This window comes from Streptomyces sp. NPDC104381 (genome assembly GCF_055583745.1).
Genome location: NZ_JBVJNK010000003.1, coordinates 42,749 through 61,842, shown reverse-complemented (window position 1 = coordinate 61,842; position 19,094 = coordinate 42,749). Strand labels below are relative to the sequence as shown.

The window sequence follows — 19,094 nt, the reverse complement described above, 5'->3', positions numbered from 1 at the left end:
GGCCGTGTATCGAAAGTAGATCTTGGGTTGTGAATGATCACGGGTCATGGGGCCACCAAGCTGCACCTGGCCGTCGAACAGCGGCAGAAGCGCATGGCGATCGTGGTGACGGCCGGGCGGTGGGGAGACTCACCTCAGTTCGAAGCCGTGCTGGAGAAGGTGCGTGTGCGTCGCATCGGGCCGGGCCGACCACGCGTTCGTCCCGACCGGGTGCGGGCGGACACGGCGTACGCCTCTCGGAAGAATCGCGACTACCTAAGGCGTCGCGGGATCCGGTGCACTGTCCCGAACAAGGCTGATCAGGCGCGCCACCGCCGAAAGCTCGGCGCCCGCGGTGGCCGGCCATCGGCGCGTGGCTGTGAGCCTCGGCTGCACGGCGGGATCCACGTTCCTTGCCGTCGGCTGTCACTGCCACTCGTAGTCGTGGGAAGGCCAAGGGGGCTGAGCATGGCGGTACACCGGCCATCCCGCTGGCGCCGTACGCGCAGAGGACCGAGGCTCGCCCTCCCCTGTTCGCGGCGCATCCCCGGCCGGCGGTCAGGCCGCGAGCGCGTCGGAAAAGGCGGGGAGCCGCCAGTCGCCGCCTCGGTCCTTCGTGGACATGCGGGCGACCAGGTCGGGAATGTGCAGGAAGCAGGCCAGCGCGGTGACGCTCTGGAAGGCGCTGACGGAGTGCTTGCTGAGGGGCATGCCCGTGCGCAGGATGCGGGGGTTGACCTCTCCCTGGATCTCCTCGACGAAGGGCCGCAGTATCTGCTCGTAGTTCGCCAGCGCGGCCGGCAGGTCGGCCGGGTTCCGGTTGATCTCCCCGGCCAGGACGTAGGCACCGACCAAGCCTCCGGAGATGCCCATGCCGCTGTACGGGGAGGCGCAGTGCGCGGCGTCCCCGGCCAGGACCACCCGGCCCTTGGACCAGCTGTCGATGCGGACCTGGGCGATCTCCTGGGAGTAGAAGAACGGGCTGTCCTTCATCCCCGTGACGAACCGCTCGGTCTGCCAGCCGGCGTCCTTGAACCGCTCGGCCCAGAAGGTCTGCTGCTGCTCGACGGGAGCTCGGTGGATCGCGGAGGCTTCCGCCGACTCCTCCCGCATCACGAAGTACACCTGGGTCTCGGTCGCGTTGTGGCTGCGCCGCATGATCTGGCGGCCGCCCGGGACCATATAGGTGTCGCGAATGTTGGTGTCGGAGTCGATCCGCGGCACGAACCAGTACGCCATGTGGATACCCACGCGCCAGTACGGATCGACGCCGCGCGGCAGCAGCGTACGGCGGGTTCGTGAGCCCTGCCCGTCTGCGCCGATCAGCAGGTCGTACTCGCCCGAGGTCCCGTCAGAAAAGTGCGCGGTGACTCGGCCGGCGTGCTGGTCGAATCCGTCAACGCTCTTACCGAAGACGTACTCGGCGTCGTCCTTCGTCGCCTCGTGCAGGATGTGCACGAGGTCACCGCGCATGATCTCGTATTCCGAGGTCAGGGTCTGGCGGCCCTTGCCGGAGGTGTTGGCCATGATCGTTGCCTTCGGCTTCCCGCGGGAGTCGACGAATGCCACGCCCGCCTCGTCCACCAGCCGCTTGCGCACCTCCTGAAGCAGCCCCATCCGCTCCACCGCCTCAATGCCTTGCCCTCGCAGATCCACCTGCGCCCCCGAGGCTCGGAGCGCCGGGGACCGCTCGACGACCGTCACCGCGTGCCCACCGCGCGTGAGCCAGAAGGCCAGCGCCTGCCCCGCTACACCGCCCCCGGCCACCAGGATCCGCAGGGAATGTTTCGCGATCTTGTTCGTCATGATCCGCACTCCAAAATCTATCGGTGATTGATTCTGTCTTTGCAGGTTCTTCTATCAGCGATAGATTGTCAACGTGACGAAGATGAACCGTGGGACTGTCGTCGCTGAGGCGCTGGGCCTGCTGGACGACGTGGGCCTGGAAGCCGTCAGCACCCGGCGACTGGCCAAACGCCTGGGCGTGGAGCAGCCGTCGCTCTACTACCACTTCAAGACCAAGAAGGACCTGCTGGCCGCGATGGCGGAGGCGGCCATGGCCCCGCACGCCGACGCCGCCCTGCCTGAGCCCGAGGACGACTGGCGCAGCTGGTTCCTGGACAACTCGCGCAGCTTCCGCCGCACCCTGTTGCTACGTCGCGACGGCGCCCGCCTGCACGCCGGCAGCACGCCGACGGGCGATCTGGAAAGGATCCGTCGGAAGATGACCTTCCTGGTCACCTCCGGCGTGCCCGAACGGCAGGCGCAGATGGCAATGCTGGCGGCCAGCCGCTTCACCGTCGGATGCGTCCTGGAAGAGCAGGCCGATGCCGATGCGCCGAACCCGGAGGACCTGCCGGACGACGTCCCCGCGCTCGATCACGAGGCAGCGTTCGAGGCCGGCCTCGCGCTCATCCTCGGCGGCCTCGAACGGCAGACCCCTGCTCCCGACGCCGCCCACTGACCGCCGACGGGTGAGGTCAGGACTCCACGCCTCGGGGCTCGTCTCGTCGCGGGAGGAACGTCCCAGCCGTCGCACAGCCCCGCACCAGAGGCAGCCTGCGCGGCCTGCGACGAACACGTACACCGCGAAGCTCGCACAGCGGCCGGTGCACGCTCACTGACAGTTCGTCGGACCGATGCTCTCCGCAGGAGCAGCACGATCGGCGGTGGCGCTGACGCGCGCACGATCTCGGTTGCGTCGGGCGCGAAGGGTCACCGGAGGGAGGGCAAAGCCCCCGGCCTTACGCCTGCGGATTCTGCGGGCCCAGAAGAACTCACGGGATGCCGCGCGAACGGCCGATCCGTTGTGGGGCGCCCAGGAGAGTGGCGCCCCACAACAGCCGCCCTCCGCGGCCTTCCACCGCGGGGAGGGAGGTGAGGATCCCCGCAGCCGCCGGGACCTCGTCGTGCGCGGCGCCTCCTCCTGACAGCCGCTCACATCGGGTATTCGCCACCGCCAGGACGCCGGATTGGTCGGCCCCGGCACGACACCCGGTCGGGCTAACCCCGGGCAGGTCACCGGACGCCTTGGACGACCGGATGAAGATTTTTCCCCCGCCGCCCAATCCGAGTGCGCGGCGGCTCCGGATAGCAGACATGACGATCAGAGCGGCACAACCGATCCGCCACAGAGCGGACGTCGCCCCCGACCCGCTCCACGGACAAGCGCTCTGAACCGTGCCGCCCCGCACCCGGGGGTGGCACCTGACCCGACCTCAGCACTGCGGGACATCGAACGCCTCGACGGTCCCTACCCATCGATGAACACGCAGCGCCACCAACCGAACACGCAGGAGAATCCCGTGACCGACTTTCGCTACCGCCGCGCGGCCCTGGCCCTCACCGCCGCCGCTGTCCTGCCCCTCACGCTGACCGCCTGCGGCGGGGACGACAGCTCTTCCGACGCCGCCGGCAAGGCATCGAGCTCCGCTCCCGCGCAGGAGAAGTCGAGCGCGCCCGCCGAAGACGCGACCCCTGCGGACGGCCCGTTCGGTCCGGCCTGCGCGTCCGTCCCGAAGGACGGTGCGGGGTCCTTCGACGGCATGGCCCAGGACCCGGTCGCCACCGCTGCCTCGAACAACCCGGCCCTGTCGACCCTGGTCACGGCGGTGAAGAAGGCCGGCCTCGTCGACACCCTCAACAGCGCCGAGAACATCACGGTGTTCGCCCCGACCAACGACGCCTTCGCCAAGATCCCGAAGGCCGACCTGGACAAGGTCCTGGCCGACAAGGAGATGCTCACCAACATCCTGACCTACCACGTCGTCGGCGAGAAGCTCTCCCCCATGCAGCTGGAGAGCGGCACCTACGACACCCTCCAGAAGTCCCCCCTCACCACCAAGGGCTCCGGAGAGAACTACACCGTCAACGACACCTCCAAGGTCGTCTGCGGCAACGTCCCCACCGCCAACGCCACCGTCTACATCGTCGACACCGTCCTCATGCCCGAGAGCTGACCATTCCCGCGCCCTGGGTTGAGCCCCGAGTCACCTCCACCGGCTCGGGGCCTCTTCCCACCGCCAACGTTGACGGCAAGCGGCCCTACTGGCAACAGATGTTGCGGGGCATGACTGACCCCGAAGCACGACGCTCCCCCGCGCCGATCGGCGCGGGGGAGCGTCGTGCTTCCAGGTCCAGCCGAGTTCAGGGCCGCACGGTGCACAGGGCGAGGAGGCAGAGGTTGAACCCCTGGGTGTTGCTGGGGCCCGTGTGGCCACCGGGTCCGGATTCACCCACTGTGCACTGGGCCAACAGGCAGAGGTTCCCGCCCTGTATGCCCCGATAGGAGGCGAGCGGGCCGGAAGAGGTTCCGCTCTCACGCGCGGCAGATGGCCGGCCGGGTGCCATCTCGGAGGAGGTGGCGGCCGAGGCAGCGGAAGCGGACGCCAGCAGCACAGCGCCGACCAGGGCTCCGACGGCCTGCCACCGCAGAGCGGGAACTGGGATCTTCATCGTGTACTCCCTTTCGAGTTCCGGGACGCGGGAACGCAGTGCCCGAACGAACGCCCGGATGTCACCTCTTCGGTGCGGAGACCTCCACGGATGGGTGCCTGGCGTAAAGCCGCCCCATGAATGGCTGATATGCGCCAGCGAACTGCAAAAGGCCCGACACGTCGATGTGTCGTACGCCACATCGGCAATCCAAGGCCGATGCGACTCCGAACGACTGGTGTGAAGGCCCCGTTGGGGTGACATCAGCGCAACGGAGGCTGTCAACGTGCACCGGGCCACAGAAGTAGATGCTTCGCGATCGCGATCCGCACGCGCTTGTGTCGAGCCGGCGAACCCCGCGGTCAGCCCCACCCCGTCCCACTCCGTCCTGCCGCACATGCTCGCCCCGGCCCATGCCGTCGCAGGTCTCCCCCACCGAGGTGAATTCGCGTGACCGACGTACCGCACACCGAAATCCCGGCGGGCACACTGCGCCTGACCACTGCTCAGCAGGGGGTCTGGTTCGCGCAGCGGCTCGACCCGGCGGATCCGGCGTACAACATCGCGGAGTACGCCGACATCCGGGGGCCTGTGGATCCGGACCTGCTGCGCCGTGCCGTCGACCACACCGCGGCCGAGATGGAGGCTCTGCGCACCACCTTCGGTGAGCGGGGCGGGGTCCCTTTCCAGAGGGTGCAGGAAAGCACGTCCATATCGGTGCCGTTGGTGGACCTTTCCGACGAGGAGGATCCACTGACGGAGGCTCTGCGGCGGATGCGGCTGTGCCTGGCGGAACCCGCGGACGTATCGGCGGGGCCCCTGGTCCGTGTCACTCTCTACCGCCTCTCCCCCTCGCACCATCTCTTCCACCAGCAGGTGCACCACCTGGCCCTCGACGGATACGCGGCGGTCCTGGCTCTCTCCCGGATCGCCGAGGTCTACACCGCTCTCGTCCTCGCCCCGGATGTTCTGCCCGAACTGCGTCCGGCAGGTTCTCTCGCCACGCTCATCGAGGAGGAGGACGCCTATCTCGCTTCCGAACAAGGCTCCACGGACGCGAAGTTCTGGGCGGAGCACCTCGTCGGCGCTCTCCCTCCCGAGGTACCCGCGCCCTCCGGTGGGAGAGGGAAGTACGGGACGGCGGCCGTGCGCCGGGTGTACGGCCCGGCCGATACGGCCAGGCTGAAGGCCGCCGCCAAGCGGGCCGGAACCGGCTGGCCGACGTTCGTCATGGCGGCGCTGGCGCTGTGTCTGCACCGGGAGAAGGGACTCGACGAGGTCGTGCTCGGCCTGCCTGTCACGGGTCGGCGCACTCCGGCAGCGCGTGCGACGCCGGCCATGCTCAGCTCCATCCTGCCGATGCGGCTCGCCGTCTCCCCCGCCGACAGCGTGGCCGATCTGGCCCGCCGGGCCTCCGCCGAAGCCCGCTCCGTACTCCGTCACCAGCGCAGGCCGGCCGAAGCGCTGCGTCATCAGCTGGGGCTGACCGGGACGACGACGGCGCCGACCGGGCCGTCCGTCAATATCCTCGCCTTCGACGACGCCTTGCGGTTCGGCCCTCACCCGGCCACGCTGCACAACCTGTCGATCGGCCCGGTGGAGGACCTGGCCGTGGCCGTGCACGCCTCGTTCGGCGACGGCGGCATGCACGTCGACCTGTTGGGCAACGCCCAACGCTACGGTGAGCAGGACCTCGTGGGACCGCATGAGCGCCTCTGCCGGGTGCTCGACGCGTTCGTGGCGGACCCGGAGCGGACCGTCGGAGCGGTGAGCCCCGTCGACGAGAACGAACAGCGGCGGGTACTCGGCCTGGGCGCCGCCCGGCCGTCGGGAAGCGAGGCCCAGGAGCCGCTTTCCGTGACCGAGCAGTTCGCCGGGCAGGCCCGGACCACTCCTCACGACACCGCCGTGGTCTGCGACGGCGTCACACTCACCTTCGAAGAGCTCGGCCGCCGGGTGGACGGCCTGGCGGGCGTGCTCGCCGGACGCGGTGCCCGACCCGGTACCCGTGTCGCGGTGGGACTGCCACGCTCCACGGATCTCGTGGTGGCGATGCTCGCGGTGATGCGTACGGGAGCCGCCTATCTGCCCCTCGACCCCTCCTACCCGGCGGACCGGCTCGCCTTCATGATCGAGGACTCGCGGCCCGTCGCCCTGGTGGCGACTCCGGCCTCGGCGGGTACGGTCGACCCGCGGGGTGCGGTCCCGCTCATCGACCCCTCGACGGCTCCGCCCGTCGCGGGCGCGGTGCCGACCGGGCCGGAGCCGCAGGATGCCGCGTACGTCATCTACACCTCCGGGTCCACCGGCCGCCCGAAGGGTGTCGTCGTCGAGCACCGTTCCCTGAGCAACCTCCTGGAGCACCACCGTCAGGAGGCCCATGCTCTCGCCGAGGAGGCTCTGGGGCGGCCGCTGCGGGTGGCGCTGAGTGCCGCGACCTCCTTCGACGCGGCCTGGGACCCGGTGCTCTGGATGGTCGCCGGGCACGAGTTGCACATCATCGCGGACGATGTCCGCCGCGATCCCCAGGCCCTCGTGCGCTATGTGATCGACCATCGCGTCGACGCGGTCGAGACGACTCCCACGTACCTGCGGCAGATGCTGGCGGCGGGTCTGCTCACCTCGGAGAGGCACCGGCCCCGTGTCATCGCCCTGGGCGGGGAGGCCGTCGACGACGGGCTGTGGGAGGAGCTGGCCGCCGATCCCGGACTGCTGGTCTTCAACTTCTACGGTCCGACCGAGACCACCGTCAACGCCGTGACCGCCCGGATCACCGGTGCCTCCCCCGTGATCGGGCGCCCCGTCGCGGGAGCCGGGGCCTATGTGCTGGACCCGTCCCTGCATCCGCTCCCCCAGGGAGCCGTGGGCGAGCTGTACCTGTCGGGCGAGGGTGTGGCACGCGGATACGCGGGCCGGCCGGGGCTCACGGCGGAGCGCTTCATGCCCGACCCCTTCGGCCTCCCGGGTGCCCGGATGTACCGCACCGGTGACCTCGCCCGGTGGGGCGAGGACGGTTCGCTGGAGTTCGTGGGGCGCAGCGACCGGCAGATCAAGGTGCGCGGGGTGCGGGTGGAGACCGGTGAGGTCGAGGCCGCGTTGCGTTCTCTGCCCGGTGTCGAGGACGCCGCTGTCGCCCTGACCGGGGCGCCGGACGGCCCCGAGCGGCTGGCAGCCTTCCTGGTGACCGGATCCGGTGCGCCCGCTCACGCGGAGGCGCGCGACGCGGTCGCGGCCCTGCTGCCCGGCCCGTTGGTGCCGACGGCCTGGGCGACGGTGGAGCGGCTGCCGCTCACCCCCAACGGGAAGCTCGATGTGGCGGCCCTGCCTCCGGCTCTGCCGGTCGCGTCCGACGGCGGTGTCCCGCGTACCGCTGAGGAGGCCCGGATGTGCGCGGTCTTCGCCGCGTGCCTGGATGTGCCGCGCGTCGGCCGGGACGACGACTTCTTCGCCCTGGGCGGCCACTCCTTGCTGGCGATGCGGCTGATCGGCCGGATCCGCGGCGAGTTCGGCGCCGAGGTGCCGATCAGCACCCTGTTCTCCACGCCCACCCCGGCCGGCCTGGTGGCGGCGCTGGGCGAAGTCGCCCCGGCCCGGCAGCCGGTGACGGCGGCCGTTCCTCGTCCGCGGCGGCTGCCGCTCTCGTTCGGGCAGCAGCGGCTGTGGCTTCTGGAGACGCTGGGCGACGCGGGTGCCTCGTACCATCTGCCGGTGGCGCTGCGCCTGCGTGGCGCGCTGGACCGCGACGCCCTGGAGCTGGCCCTCCGCGATGTCGTGGAGCGGCACGAGGCGCTGCGGACGATCGTGGTGGAGACCCCGGACGGCCCGTGCCAGAAGATCCTGCCGCTCTCGCGGCTGCCGCGTCCGCTTCTGCGGGTGATGACGCCCGATGAGCCGTTGGGCCAGGATTCCTCCCCCTTCGACCTGACGCGCGAGATCCCGTTGCGCGCCCGGCTGTTCCCCTCGGACCCCGGGGAGAACGTCCTGCTCGTGACGTTGCACCACATCGCCGCCGACGGATGGTCGATGGGGCCGCTCATGCGGGACCTGTCGACCGCCTACGGCGCGCGCCGCTCGGGCAGCGCGCCCCAGTGGGACCGACTGCCGGTGCAGTACGCCGATTTCGCGTTGTGGCAGCGTGAACTGCTCGGAGATCCGGACGCGCCGGGCAGTCTCGCGCACCGCCAGCTCTCCTTCTGGGCCGCGTCTCTGGCAGGGCTGCCGGAGGAGTCGTCGTTCCCGACGGACCGGCCCCGCCCGGCCCGCTCGTCGGGGAAGGGTGGCAGCGTCCCGGTGCGGGTCGGGGCACAGGAGCACCGGGCCCTGGTGAAGCTGGCCGTGGACTGCGGTGCGAGCTCCTTCATGGTGCTGCACGCGGCGCTGGCCGCACTGATGTCACGCCTGGGCGCGGGCGAGGATCTCGCCGTCGGCACCCCGGTGGCCGGGCGCGGCGACGAGGCGCTCACCGAGCTGGTCGGCTTCTTCGTCAACACGCTGGTCCTGCGGGCGGACACCTCCGGCTCCCCGGCGTTCCGTACGCTCGTGGCGCGGGTGGCCCGTACGGACCTTGCGGCCTACGCCCACCAGGACATCCCGTTCGAGCGAGTGGTCGAAGAGCTGGCGCCGCCGCGCTCACTCGCGCGCCACCCGCTGTTCCAGGTGATGCTGAGCCTGAACAACACTCCCGCGCCCCGCCCGCATCTCGACGGTCTCGCGGTCAGCCACGAGTCCGCCGTGGGGCGGTCCGGCTCCAAGTTCGACCTCAGTTGGGACCTGTCCGAGCACCACGACGATCAGGGCCGCCCGCACGGGATCACCGGTGAGCTGGAGTACGACGAGGACCTCTTCGACCCTACGACGGCGGAACGATTCGCCGAGCACTTCACCCGCCTCCTGAGCGCCCTGCTCGCCGCGCCGGACCGGCCGGTGACGGATGTCGGCTTCCTGACCCCGTCGCAGCGCGCGGCGGCACTGGACGAGCCGCCGCACACCGCGCCCCAGGCGCTCGGAGCGACAGCGGGGACGGAATCCGCCGACGACGACTGGACGGTGCTGGACGTCCTGGCGACCCGCGCGGCCGTGCAGCCGGACCGCACGGCGGTCGTGGCAGGCGACAGGCGCCTGACCTTCGGTGAACTCCGCCTGGCTGCCGACGGACTGGCCGTCGCGCTCAGGGATCGGGGTGTCGGCACCGGTGACCGGGTCGCCGTGGCGATGCCCCGCACCTCCCTCGCCGTCGTCGCCGTGCTGGGCATCCTGCGCGCCGGAGCGGTGTACGTCCCGCTCGACCCCATGCAGCCCGCGGCCCGCACCTCGCTGATCCTCGACACCGCCGCCCCGCGCCTGGTGCTGGCCACCTCCGCCACCCGGGTGGCTCTTCCGGACACGGCCGATGTGCTCCTGCTCGACGGATCCGAGCAGGTGGGCTCCGATGCGGCGCTCCTGCCCACGCCGCCCCGGGGCCGTGACGCCGCGTACGTGCTGTACACCTCCGGATCCACCGGGCTGCCCAAGGGGGTCGTGGTCGAGCACCGGTCCCTGGCCTCGCTGCTCGCCCATCACCGCGACCGGCTGATGGGCCCCGCCGAGGCGGACAACAACGGGCTGCCGCTGCGGGTGGCCCACACCGCCGCGATGACGTTCGATGCCTCTCTCGACCCGCTGCTCTGGATGATCGCGGGCCATGAACTGCACCTCGTGGACGACACGACTCGCCGCGACCCCGAGGCGCTCACCGCCCTGTTCCACGAACGGGCGATCGATGTCGTGGAGACCACCCCCTCGTTCGTGGAACAGCTGCGCTCCTGCGGCCTGTTCGCCCCCGGCCGCCCCCGGCCACGCGTGCTGGCACTGGGCGGGGAAGCGCTGCCCGGACCGCTGTGGCAGGAGCTGGCCACCCTGTCGGACGTTGCGGTGTGGAACCTGTACGGACCCACCGAGACCACCGTGGACAGCGTGATGGGCCGTGTCCTGCCCGGGGTGCGGCCCCACCTCGGGCATCCGGTGGCCGGTGCGCGGGCCCGGGTCCTGGACCGGCGGCTGGAGCCGGTCGCCACCGGGGTGACGGGAGAGCTGTATCTGTCGGGCCCGGGCGTCGCCCGCGGCTACGAGAACCGCCCCGGCGCGACGGCGGAGCGTTTCCTGCCCGATCCGTACGGGGCACCGGGCTCACGGATGTACCGCACCGGCGATCTGGTGCGCCGGGTCGAAGGGCGTCTGGAGTACCTGGGCCGTGCCGACGGGCAGATCAAGATCCGTGGCTTCCGGGTCGAGACGGGTGAGGTCGCATCGGCCCTGGACGCCCACAGCGACATCGCCCGCTCGGCGGTAGCGGTCCGCTCCGGCTCCGGCTCGGGCTCAAGGGAAGCCCAGCTGATCGCCTGGGTCGTTCCGTCCGGTCACAGGGAACCGGCGCCCCAGGAGTTGCGAGCCTTCGTCGCGCGGCGGCTGCCGGCCCACATGGTGCCCTCACTGATCGTGCCGGTCGCCGCCCTCCCGCTGACCCCGCACGGGAAGGTGGACTTCGCGGCGCTGCCGCAGACCGCCGCCGCGGCGAGTACGGAGGCGCCGGGCCGGGCCCCGCGGACCGCCCAGGAGGAGATCCTCTGCGCCCTGTTCGCGGAGAGCCTGGAGCAGGAGCAGGTCGCCCCTGACGACGACTTCTTCGAACTGGGGGGCCACTCGCTCCTGGCGACCCGGCTCATCGGGCGGATCCGCTCGGCGTTCGGCGTCGAACTGCCGGTACGGGCGCTGTTCGAGTCCACCACTCCGGCCGGGCTGGCCGATCGGCTGGAGGAAGCGGGCGCGGCGCGGCCCGCGCTCCGGCGGGCTCCCCGCACGGAACGGGCACCGCTGTCCGCCGCACAGGAACGCTTGTGGTTCCTGCACCAGCTGGACCCGCGAGCGGCGGCGTACCACATGGCGTTCGCGGTACGCCTCGACGGCAGCCTGGACCGGCACGCCCTGCGGCGTGCGCTGGGTGATGTGCTGACCCGCCACGAGAGCCTGCGCACGGTGGTCGAGCCGGGCGACGGCCACCCCCGTCAGCATGTGCTCGCCCCCGGCGACGCGCTGCCGGAACTCCCGGTGGTGCCGGTCGAAGAGGCGCGGCTGGACGAAGCACTGCGTCAGGCCGCGGCCGTACCCTTCGACCTGACGCACGACGTGCCCCTGCGTCCGGTCCTGTTCCGGAGCGGGGAGGACCGGCACACCCTGCTGGTCACCGTCCACCACATCGCGGCGGACGGCTGGTCCATGGGGCCTCTGGCGCAGGACCTGGCCGGCGCCTACGCCGCGCGGTCCGCCGGGCGGGCGCCGAGCTGGACCCCCTTGCCGGTCCAGTACGCGGACTACACCCTCTGGCAGCGCGACCTGCTCGGCAGTTTCGAGGACCCCGTCTCCGCGGCCTCGGCCCAGCTGGCGTTCTGGAAGGACCGCCTGGCCGGCGCCCCGGAGGAGACCTCCCTGCCCAGCGACCGTCCCCGGCCCGCCTCACCGGGCGGTCGCGGGAGCACCGTCCCGGTACACGTGCCGGAGGAGACCCTGGCGGCGGTGGTCCGGCTGGCCAGGTCCACGGCCGGCAGCACCTTCATGGTGCTGCACGCCGCCCTGGCCGCGCTGCTGCACCGGATGGGCGCCGACAGCGACATCACCATCGGCACGCCGGTGGCCGGGCGGACCGACGAGGCACTCGACCCCTTGGTCGGCTTCTTCGTCAACACCCTCGCCCTGCGGACCGACCTCGCCGGCGACCCCGATTTCACCGAGCTGATCTCCCGCGTGAGGGAGACGGACCTGGCCGCCTACGCCCACCAGGAACTGCCCTTCGAACGGCTGGTGGAGGCCCTCCGTCCGGAGCGCTCGCTCTCTCGCCACCCGCTCTTCCAGGTGATGCTCACCCTCAACAACCACCGGCCGCCCCGCCTGGACCTGCCCGGCCTGGAGGCCCGGCTGGAGGGCGTCACCACCGGAGGAGCCAAGTTCGACCTCTCCTTCTCCTTCACCGAGCGGACAGCCGCCGGGGCCGACGGGGCCCACCTCGACGGAACCCTGGAGTTCAGCCACGACCTGTTCGACACCGAGACCGCCGTACAGATCGCCGACCGGTTCACCCTCCTCCTCGCACACGCGGTACGCGAGCCCGCCACGGTCGTGGGCGACCTGCCGCTGACCAGCACCGAAGAACAACGACGGCTGCTGCGCCTGGGCGAGAGCGCACGCGTGCCCCGCCGCGCCACCACACCTCCCGGGACGGTGCTGGACCGGTTCGCGGCCACGGTGGCCTCGGCCCGCAGCCGCGACATCGCGGTGACCGGCCCGGACGGCAGCCTCTCCTTCGCGGAGCTGGACGCCCGCTCCGACCGGATCGCCTCGCTGCTCGCCCGGGCCGGTGCGGTCACCGGAGACCGGGTGGCCGTCCTGCTGCCACGCGGCACCGACTCGATCGCCTGCCTCCTCGCCGTCCTCAAGGCAGGGGCCGTCTACGTCCCGGTCGACGATTCCCTTCCGCAGGGCAGGATCGACGCGGTGCTGGCCGACGCCCGCCCGCACACCGTGCTCACCGCGGACGTCACACACACCCGGGCAACGGCCCGGTGGCATCGCTTGAACCTGGACTCCCCGGACTCCGCCACCGCGACCGTCCCCCTGCGGGAGCAGGCCCGGCCGGGTCCCACCGATCCCGCCTATCTCCTGCACACCTCGGGCTCGACCGGCCGCCCCAAGGGAGTCCTGGTCGGCCACGGCTCCCTCGCCCGGCTGCTGGAACACCACCGGCGCCATCTCTTCGGGCCCTCGGTACGGGCGGCCGGAAAGCCCCGGCTCGACGTCGCACTGACCGCCGCCCTGTCCTTCGACGCCGCGTGGGACCCGGTGCTCTGGATGCTCGACGGGCACCGGCTCCACGTGCTGGACGACCTGACGCGGCGGGACCCGGAGGCCCTGGTCGAGGCGGCGGACGTCCTGGGTCTGGACGTTCTGGAGTCCACGCCCACGCATGTCCGGCAGTTGCTGGACGCCGGGCTGTGCGCCGGGGCCCGCCGGGCTCCCTCCGTGGTGATTCTCGGGGGCGAAGCCGTCCCACCCGCGCTCTGGGACGACCTGCGGGCCCGGCCGGGCCTGACGGCCTGGAACTTCTACGGCCCCACCGAGGCGACGGTGGACACCCTCACCGCCGACGTCCGGGCGACCGGAAGGCCGGTGCTCGGCGCCCCCGTCGAGGGGACGGCCGTACGACTCCTGGACGACCGCCTCCGGCCCGTACCGGCCGGAGTGACCGGCGACCTCTACCTGGCCGGGGACAGTCTGGCCCTCGGCTACCACGGACAGTCCGCGGTCACCTCGTCCCGTTTCGTGCCCGACCCCTACGGTCCCGCCGGGACGCGCATGTACCGCACGGGAGACCGAGCCGTGCGGAGGCATGACGACGCCCTGGAGTTCACCGGGCGTGCCGACGGACAGGTCAAGGTGCGCGGGTTCCGGGTGGAGCCGGAAGGGATCGCCGCCGTGCTGGCGGAGCACGCCGACGTCGTTCAGGCGGTGGTGGTGGCGCACGGTGAGGATTCCGCAGGCTCCCGCCTGGCCGCGTACGTGGTGCTCGCCGCGCACCCCGCCGGCCTCGCACGGCCGCCCGCCGAACGGTTCGACGAGCTGCGGGAACACGCGGCCGCCCGGCTGCCCGGATACATGGTCCCCTCGGGCTGGGTCGCCGTGGACAGCATTCCCCTGACGCGGAACGGCAAGCTGGACCGGAAGGCGCTGCCCGAACCCGCCCCGCAGGCGGCGTCGGCAGGCACGGGGCGCAGCCCCCGTAACCCCCGGGAAGACGTGCTGTGCACCCTGTTCGCCGAGGTGCTGGAGCGCGAACAGGTCCTCATCGACGAGGACTTCTTCGCCCTGGGCGGCCACTCCCTGCTGGCGGCGGGCCTGATGCGCCGTATCCGTGACGCCCTGGGGGCGGACGTCAGCATCCGCAGCCTTTTCGAGGCGCCCACCGTCGCCGCGCTCTCGGAGCGGATCGGCGCCGGCGTCCAGGACAACCCGCTGGCCACACTGCTGCCCCTGCGGACCAGGGGCAGCCTGCCGCCGCTGTTCTGCGTCCATCCGGCCGGCGGCCTGGCCTGGTCGTACGCGGGGCTGCTCCCCCACCTGGGCGGTGACCGGCCGGTCTACGGGCTCCAGACCCCGAACCTGGACGGCACGGCGCCCTTCCCGGACAGCATCGAGGCGATGGCCGCCGTATACGTGGCGGAGCTGCGAGCCGTCCAGCCGCAGGGCCCGTACCACCTGTTCGGCTGGTCCTTCGGCGGCAACGTCGTCCAGGAGGTCGCCGTCCAACTCCAGGAGGCGGGCGAGGAGGTGGCCCTGCTGACGATCCTGGATGCCTTCCCGCTGGCCCCACTGGACGACCTGGACAGCGCGAGCCGGGACACCGTCTTCCGGGCCCTGCTCTCCAACATGGGAGTCGGCCAGGAAGCCCTGGACGGCGACGGGCCGGTGGAAGCCGCCGCTGTACGCGATCAGTTCCTGGCGAACGGAAGTCCGCTCGGAGCGCTGGAACCGGCCACGATCGACGCGATGGTCGACAACTTCGCCGGCCAGGCCCGGCTGATGCGGAAGTACACCCCCCGGGTGTTCCACGGACCTGTGCTGTTCTTCACCGCCACCGAGGGACGCCCCCGGGACGCCTTCGCCCTGTCCCTGTGGGACCCGTACATCGACGGCCCCATCGAGAACCACGACGTGGCCTGCGCACACGCCCAGATGATGCAGCCCGCCGCGCGGGAACAGATCGGCACCACTGTCTCGGCCGTGCTCGACGCCGGCCACCGCACCGAACGAGGAGAACGCTCATGACGAACCCCTTCGACGACCCGCGCACCCAGCACCGCGTCCTGGTCAACGACGAGGGGCAGCACGCCCTGTGGCCGTCGTTCGCGTCGGTTCCCGCCGGCTGGGACGAGGTCTTCGGCCCGGCCGAGCACGCCGCCTGTCTGGAGTACGTGGAGGTCAACTGGACCGACATCACGCCCAGGAGCGCCCGCGTACGGGTGGCGTGACCTGCCCCCGCTTCCACGGACGCACAACGCTCAGGACCCGCCCGCTCCACATACGACGAGAGGCATCCATGACCTCCCCTCCGACCTGCCCGGCCATACGCGCCGAGGGACTCACCAAACGCTTCGGGACGAAGCAGGCGCTGGCCGGTGTGGACCTCGAAGCGGCCCCCGGCACCGTGCTGGGGGTCCTCGGCCCGAACGGCGCGGGCAAGACCACCACGGTTCGGGTCCTGTCGACGCTGCTGCGCCCGGACAGCGGCCGTGCCTGGATGGCCGGTCACGACGTCCTCGCCGAGCCGGAGGCCGTACGCCGCAACCTCGGGCTGTCCGGACAGTACGCCGCCGTCGACGAGAAGCTCTCGGGGCAGGAGAACCTCTATCTGGTCGCGCGACTCTACGGCTTCGGCCGCCACGCCGCCCGCCGCAGGGCCGGTCAACTGCTGAGCGACTTCGACCTGGAGGCCGCCGCCGACCTTCCGAGCGGAACGTACTCCGGGGGGATGCGCAGACGGCTCGACCTGGCCGGAGCACTGGTGGCCCGGCCGTCGGTGGTGGTGCTGGACGAGCCCACGACCGGGCTCGACCCCCGAGGGCGGGCCGACACCTGGCAGGCGGTGCGGAACCTCGTCGCCGAGGGCACGACCGTGCTGCTGACCACCCAGTACCTGGAGGAGGCGGACCAGTTGGCCGACGCCATCGTCGTCATCGAGAGCGGCACCGTGGTGGCCCGCGGCTCCGCCGCTCAGCTCAAGACACGGGTGGGCGGCGAGCGTCTCTCGCTCACCGTCGCGGACCCGCAGCACCGCAGCACCGCCACGGAGATCCTGGCCACACTCGGCGACCACCTCCCCGATCTCGACCAGCGCACCGGACGCCTGACCGTCGCCACCGACCACGGCGCACGGAGCCTGGAGTACGCCCTGGGCTGCCTGCGACTGGCGGGGATCGGTGTCCAGGACGTGGAGTTGGCCCCACCGACGCTGGACGACGTATTCCTCTCCCTCACGGGCCGTGCCCTCGCGCCGGACGGGGCAGCACCCCCTGCCGGCATCGCGACCGTCGGCGGAAGTGCGCGATGATCGCCGTCCGGAGGCTGGGCCGCGACTCCTCCATCGTCGCCTGGCGCAACCTGCTGAACCTGCGCCGGACTCCCGGATCGATCATCGCGGCGCTCGTACAGCCGGTGATGTTCGTCCTCCTGCTCGCCTACGTCTTCGGCGGCAGTCTCGGCGGGGCCGAGTACCGGACGTTCCTCATGGGCGGGATCTTCGCCCAGGCCGTCACCTTCAACTCCGCCTTCACCGCCTTGGGGCTCGCCAACGACATGGACAAGGGCATCGTCGACCGATTCCGCTCCCTGCCCATGCCCGCCATGGCCGTGCTCCTGGGACGGACCCTTTCCGACCTGACCATGAGTGCGGTGACCCTCGTCGTCACCTCCCTGTGCGGCCTGCTGGTCGGCTGGCGCATCAGCACCTCGACGGGTGAGGCGCTCGCGGCCTACCTGTTGATCCTGCTCTTCGCCTTCGCCATGTCCTGGGTAGGGGCGGCCATCGGGCTGATGGCCCGCAGCGTCGAGGTGGCCCAGAGCGCCGGACTGATCTGGCTGTTCCCGGTCACCTTCGTATCGGCGGCGTTCGTCTCCCCGCACACCATGCCCGGCCCCCTGCGCACCGTGGCGGAGTGGAACCCCGTCTCCGCCACGGCCACCGCTGTCCGCCGGCTCTTCGGCAACCCGCCCCCGGCAGGCCTGCCCACGAGCAGCGCCTGGCCCGTCGTGCACGCACTCCCCTACGCCGCGACGTGCGCCTTGCTCATCACAGGCGTGTTCATGCTCCTCGCGTTGATCCGCTTCCGACGCATCACTCTCGGATGATGCAAGCAGGCATCACGCCGTGAGCCTCGGACAGCCTTGGTCCTACGGGCCCGGCGACGAGGAACAGCATCGAGGCCGGTGCGGTGACCAGGACGGCCCACAACCCGGCGAAGCCGGCGTCTTCGCAGGAACACCATCCGGAATCGGAGTGGGATTTCGGCGTCCACCACCGTCGCCCTTAATTCGCTGGGGCCCGAAAAGGGATTCTGTGTACGGTGCCCGGATGGCTTCTCAGCGTACCCTTCTGCCGCGCTCGACACCGGCCGCCTCGGGGCTGTCGTCCCGCTCGATCGGCGCGCTGCTGGACCGGCTCGAAGCACGATCAGGTGAGAGCCACTCCCTCATGGTCGTGCACCATGGTCACGTCGTCGCCGAAGGCTGGTGGGCGCCGTATTCGGCCGACCGCCCGCATCTGCTCTACTCACTGACCAAGTCGTTCACGTCGATCGCCGTGGGGCTCGCGATCGGCGACGGGCTGCTCGCGCTGGACGACCGCGTGGTGGACGTGCTGCCCGACCGCGTCCCGGTCGACGTCTCGGAGCAGGGGCGCCGCATCACCGTTCACCACCTGCTGTCCATGACGGCCGGGCATCCCACCGACAGCCTCGCCGAAGCATGGGAGCTCGAACCCGACGACTTGGTGAAAGGCTTCCTGAGCCTGCCGTTCGCCGCGGCCGAGGGAACGCGGCACGTCTACGACAACTCGACCACCTACATCCTGGCCCGGATGGTGGAACGAGTCACGGGCCGCGGTCTCCCGGAGTTTCTCGACGAGCGTCTGTTCACGCCGATGGGAATCGCCCACGCCGAATGGGACCGGGTGGCCAGTGGCGCCGCCTTCGGATTCCACGGACTGCACCTCACGACCGAGAGCGTCGCCGCCTTCGGCGAACTGCTGCGACGCGGAGGCATGTGGGGCGACCGACAACTCGTCCCACGCGGTTGGGTGGAGCTCGCGACCGGACGGCACATCGACAGCGAGTGGATCCTGGACGGATCGGACCAGGCGGACTTCTCCTACGGCTACGGCTACCAGTTCTGGAGGTCGCGTCACGGCTACCACGGCCATGGCTCCTATGCGCAGCAGTGCGTGGTCGTCCCGTCCCATGACCTCGTCGTCGCCGTGACCGCCCAGGGAGAGTCACAGGACGTGCTCGACGCAGTCTGGGAGTGCCTGCTGCCCGGCGTGGGTCACGCGGGAAGCACCCGGGACGACGAGATCCTCGCCGATCGGCTGCGGCAGCTTTCCTTGCCGCCGGTGCCCGGTACGGCCGACCCGGGGCGTGCGGTCGGCGCGAAACTCGACGCCTCGGCCGAGGGGTCGGCCCTGCCCGACGGAACGACGGTCACCGTCGATCCCACCGACGGCGGATGGCTCGTACGATTCGAGTCGCTCCTCGATATCGAGGTCGGCCACGGCGACTGGCGGGAGAGCACCCCGCTCGGCCGGCCGATCGTCGCGGCCGGCGCCTGGCAGGGCAGCACCTACGTCGCCGATCTGTACGTCATCACCACCCCGCACCGCGTTCGGCTGGCCGTCGACGCCGACGCGGGTACCGCTACGGCAACCTGGAGCACCCTGCCCCTGACCGGCCCCAGCCTGGAGTTGCATGTGCGGTCGCCGCTTATGACACGGCCAGACGTCGCATAGGAGCGCTGTCCGTGTCCGTCGGCGCCGGGTGCGAGCCAGTTCGAGGAGCCGGACGCCTTCCTTCGAGGGTTGCGGGGTCCGCTACGTGGTGCCGAGAGCG

Annotated in this window: 8 protein-coding genes and 2 pseudogenes; 8 read left to right on the top strand and 2 right to left on the bottom strand. The window is 71.3% G+C overall.

What is annotated here, in order from left to right; genetic code table 11:
* Positions 1-42: 42 nt before the first annotated feature.
* Positions 43-345: pseudogene (locus ACZ607_RS09785) on the top strand (transposase); the annotation flags it as partial.
* A 192-nt stretch (positions 346-537) separates the two neighbouring features.
* Here ACZ607_RS09785 and ACZ607_RS09780 read toward each other — a convergent pair.
* Positions 538-1,785, bottom strand: coding sequence for an FAD-dependent monooxygenase (locus ACZ607_RS09780; protein WP_469733542.1), 1,248 nt, complete (start codon positions 1,783-1,785; stop codon positions 538-540).
* Positions 1,786-1,867: 82 nt separating this feature from the next.
* Here ACZ607_RS09780 and ACZ607_RS09775 point away from each other — a divergent pair, with 82 nt between their 5' ends.
* The 6 genes from ACZ607_RS09775 to ACZ607_RS09750 all read left to right on the top strand — a co-directional run bounded on the left by ACZ607_RS09775 (position 1,868) and on the right by ACZ607_RS09750 (position 17,343).
* Positions 1,868-2,443 carry a TetR/AcrR family transcriptional regulator C-terminal domain-containing protein gene (locus tag ACZ607_RS09775; protein ID WP_469734900.1) on the top strand — a complete coding sequence of 192 codons (576 nt, stop codon included), beginning with the start codon at positions 1,868-1,870 and terminating at the stop codon, positions 2,441-2,443.
* Between the two features lie 841 nt (positions 2,444-3,284).
* Positions 3,285-3,938, top strand: coding sequence for a fasciclin domain-containing protein (locus ACZ607_RS09770; protein ID WP_469733540.1), 654 nt, complete (start codon positions 3,285-3,287; stop codon positions 3,936-3,938).
* A 925-nt stretch (positions 3,939-4,863) separates the two neighbouring features.
* Positions 4,864-15,264 carry an amino acid adenylation domain-containing protein gene (locus ACZ607_RS09765; protein WP_469733538.1) on the top strand — a complete coding sequence of 3,467 codons (10,401 nt, stop codon included), beginning with the start codon at positions 4,864-4,866 and terminating at the stop codon, positions 15,262-15,264.
* Positions 15,261-15,467: an MbtH family protein gene (locus ACZ607_RS09760; RefSeq protein WP_469733536.1), complete on the top strand. Its 207-nt coding sequence runs from the start codon at positions 15,261-15,263 to the stop codon at positions 15,465-15,467. The genes ACZ607_RS09765 and ACZ607_RS09760 overlap by 4 nt, the downstream gene beginning before the upstream one ends.
* A 68-nt stretch (positions 15,468-15,535) precedes the next feature.
* Positions 15,536-16,546, top strand: a complete 1,011-nt coding sequence (locus ACZ607_RS09755) for an ATP-binding cassette domain-containing protein (RefSeq protein WP_469733534.1) — start codon at positions 15,536-15,538, stop codon at positions 16,544-16,546.
* Entirely contained in the window at positions 16,543-17,343 is an 801-nt protein-coding gene (locus ACZ607_RS09750; RefSeq protein WP_469733532.1) for an ABC transporter permease, read from the top strand. The genes ACZ607_RS09755 and ACZ607_RS09750 overlap by 4 nt, the downstream gene beginning before the upstream one ends.
* On the opposite strand, the pseudogene ACZ607_RS09745 reads toward ACZ607_RS09750, so the two are convergent.
* Positions 17,330-17,458: pseudogene (locus ACZ607_RS09745) on the bottom strand (hypothetical protein); the annotation flags it as partial. The gene ACZ607_RS09750 and the pseudogene ACZ607_RS09745 sit on opposite strands and share 14 nt — an antisense overlap.
* A gap of 108 nt (positions 17,459-17,566) precedes the next feature.
* Between ACZ607_RS09745 and ACZ607_RS09740 the strand changes: the two are divergent.
* On the top strand, positions 17,567-18,994 hold the full coding sequence (locus ACZ607_RS09740) for a serine hydrolase domain-containing protein (RefSeq protein WP_469733530.1): 1,428 nt from the start codon (positions 17,567-17,569) through the stop codon (positions 18,992-18,994).
* The last annotated feature ends 100 nt before the right edge of the window (positions 18,995-19,094 follow it).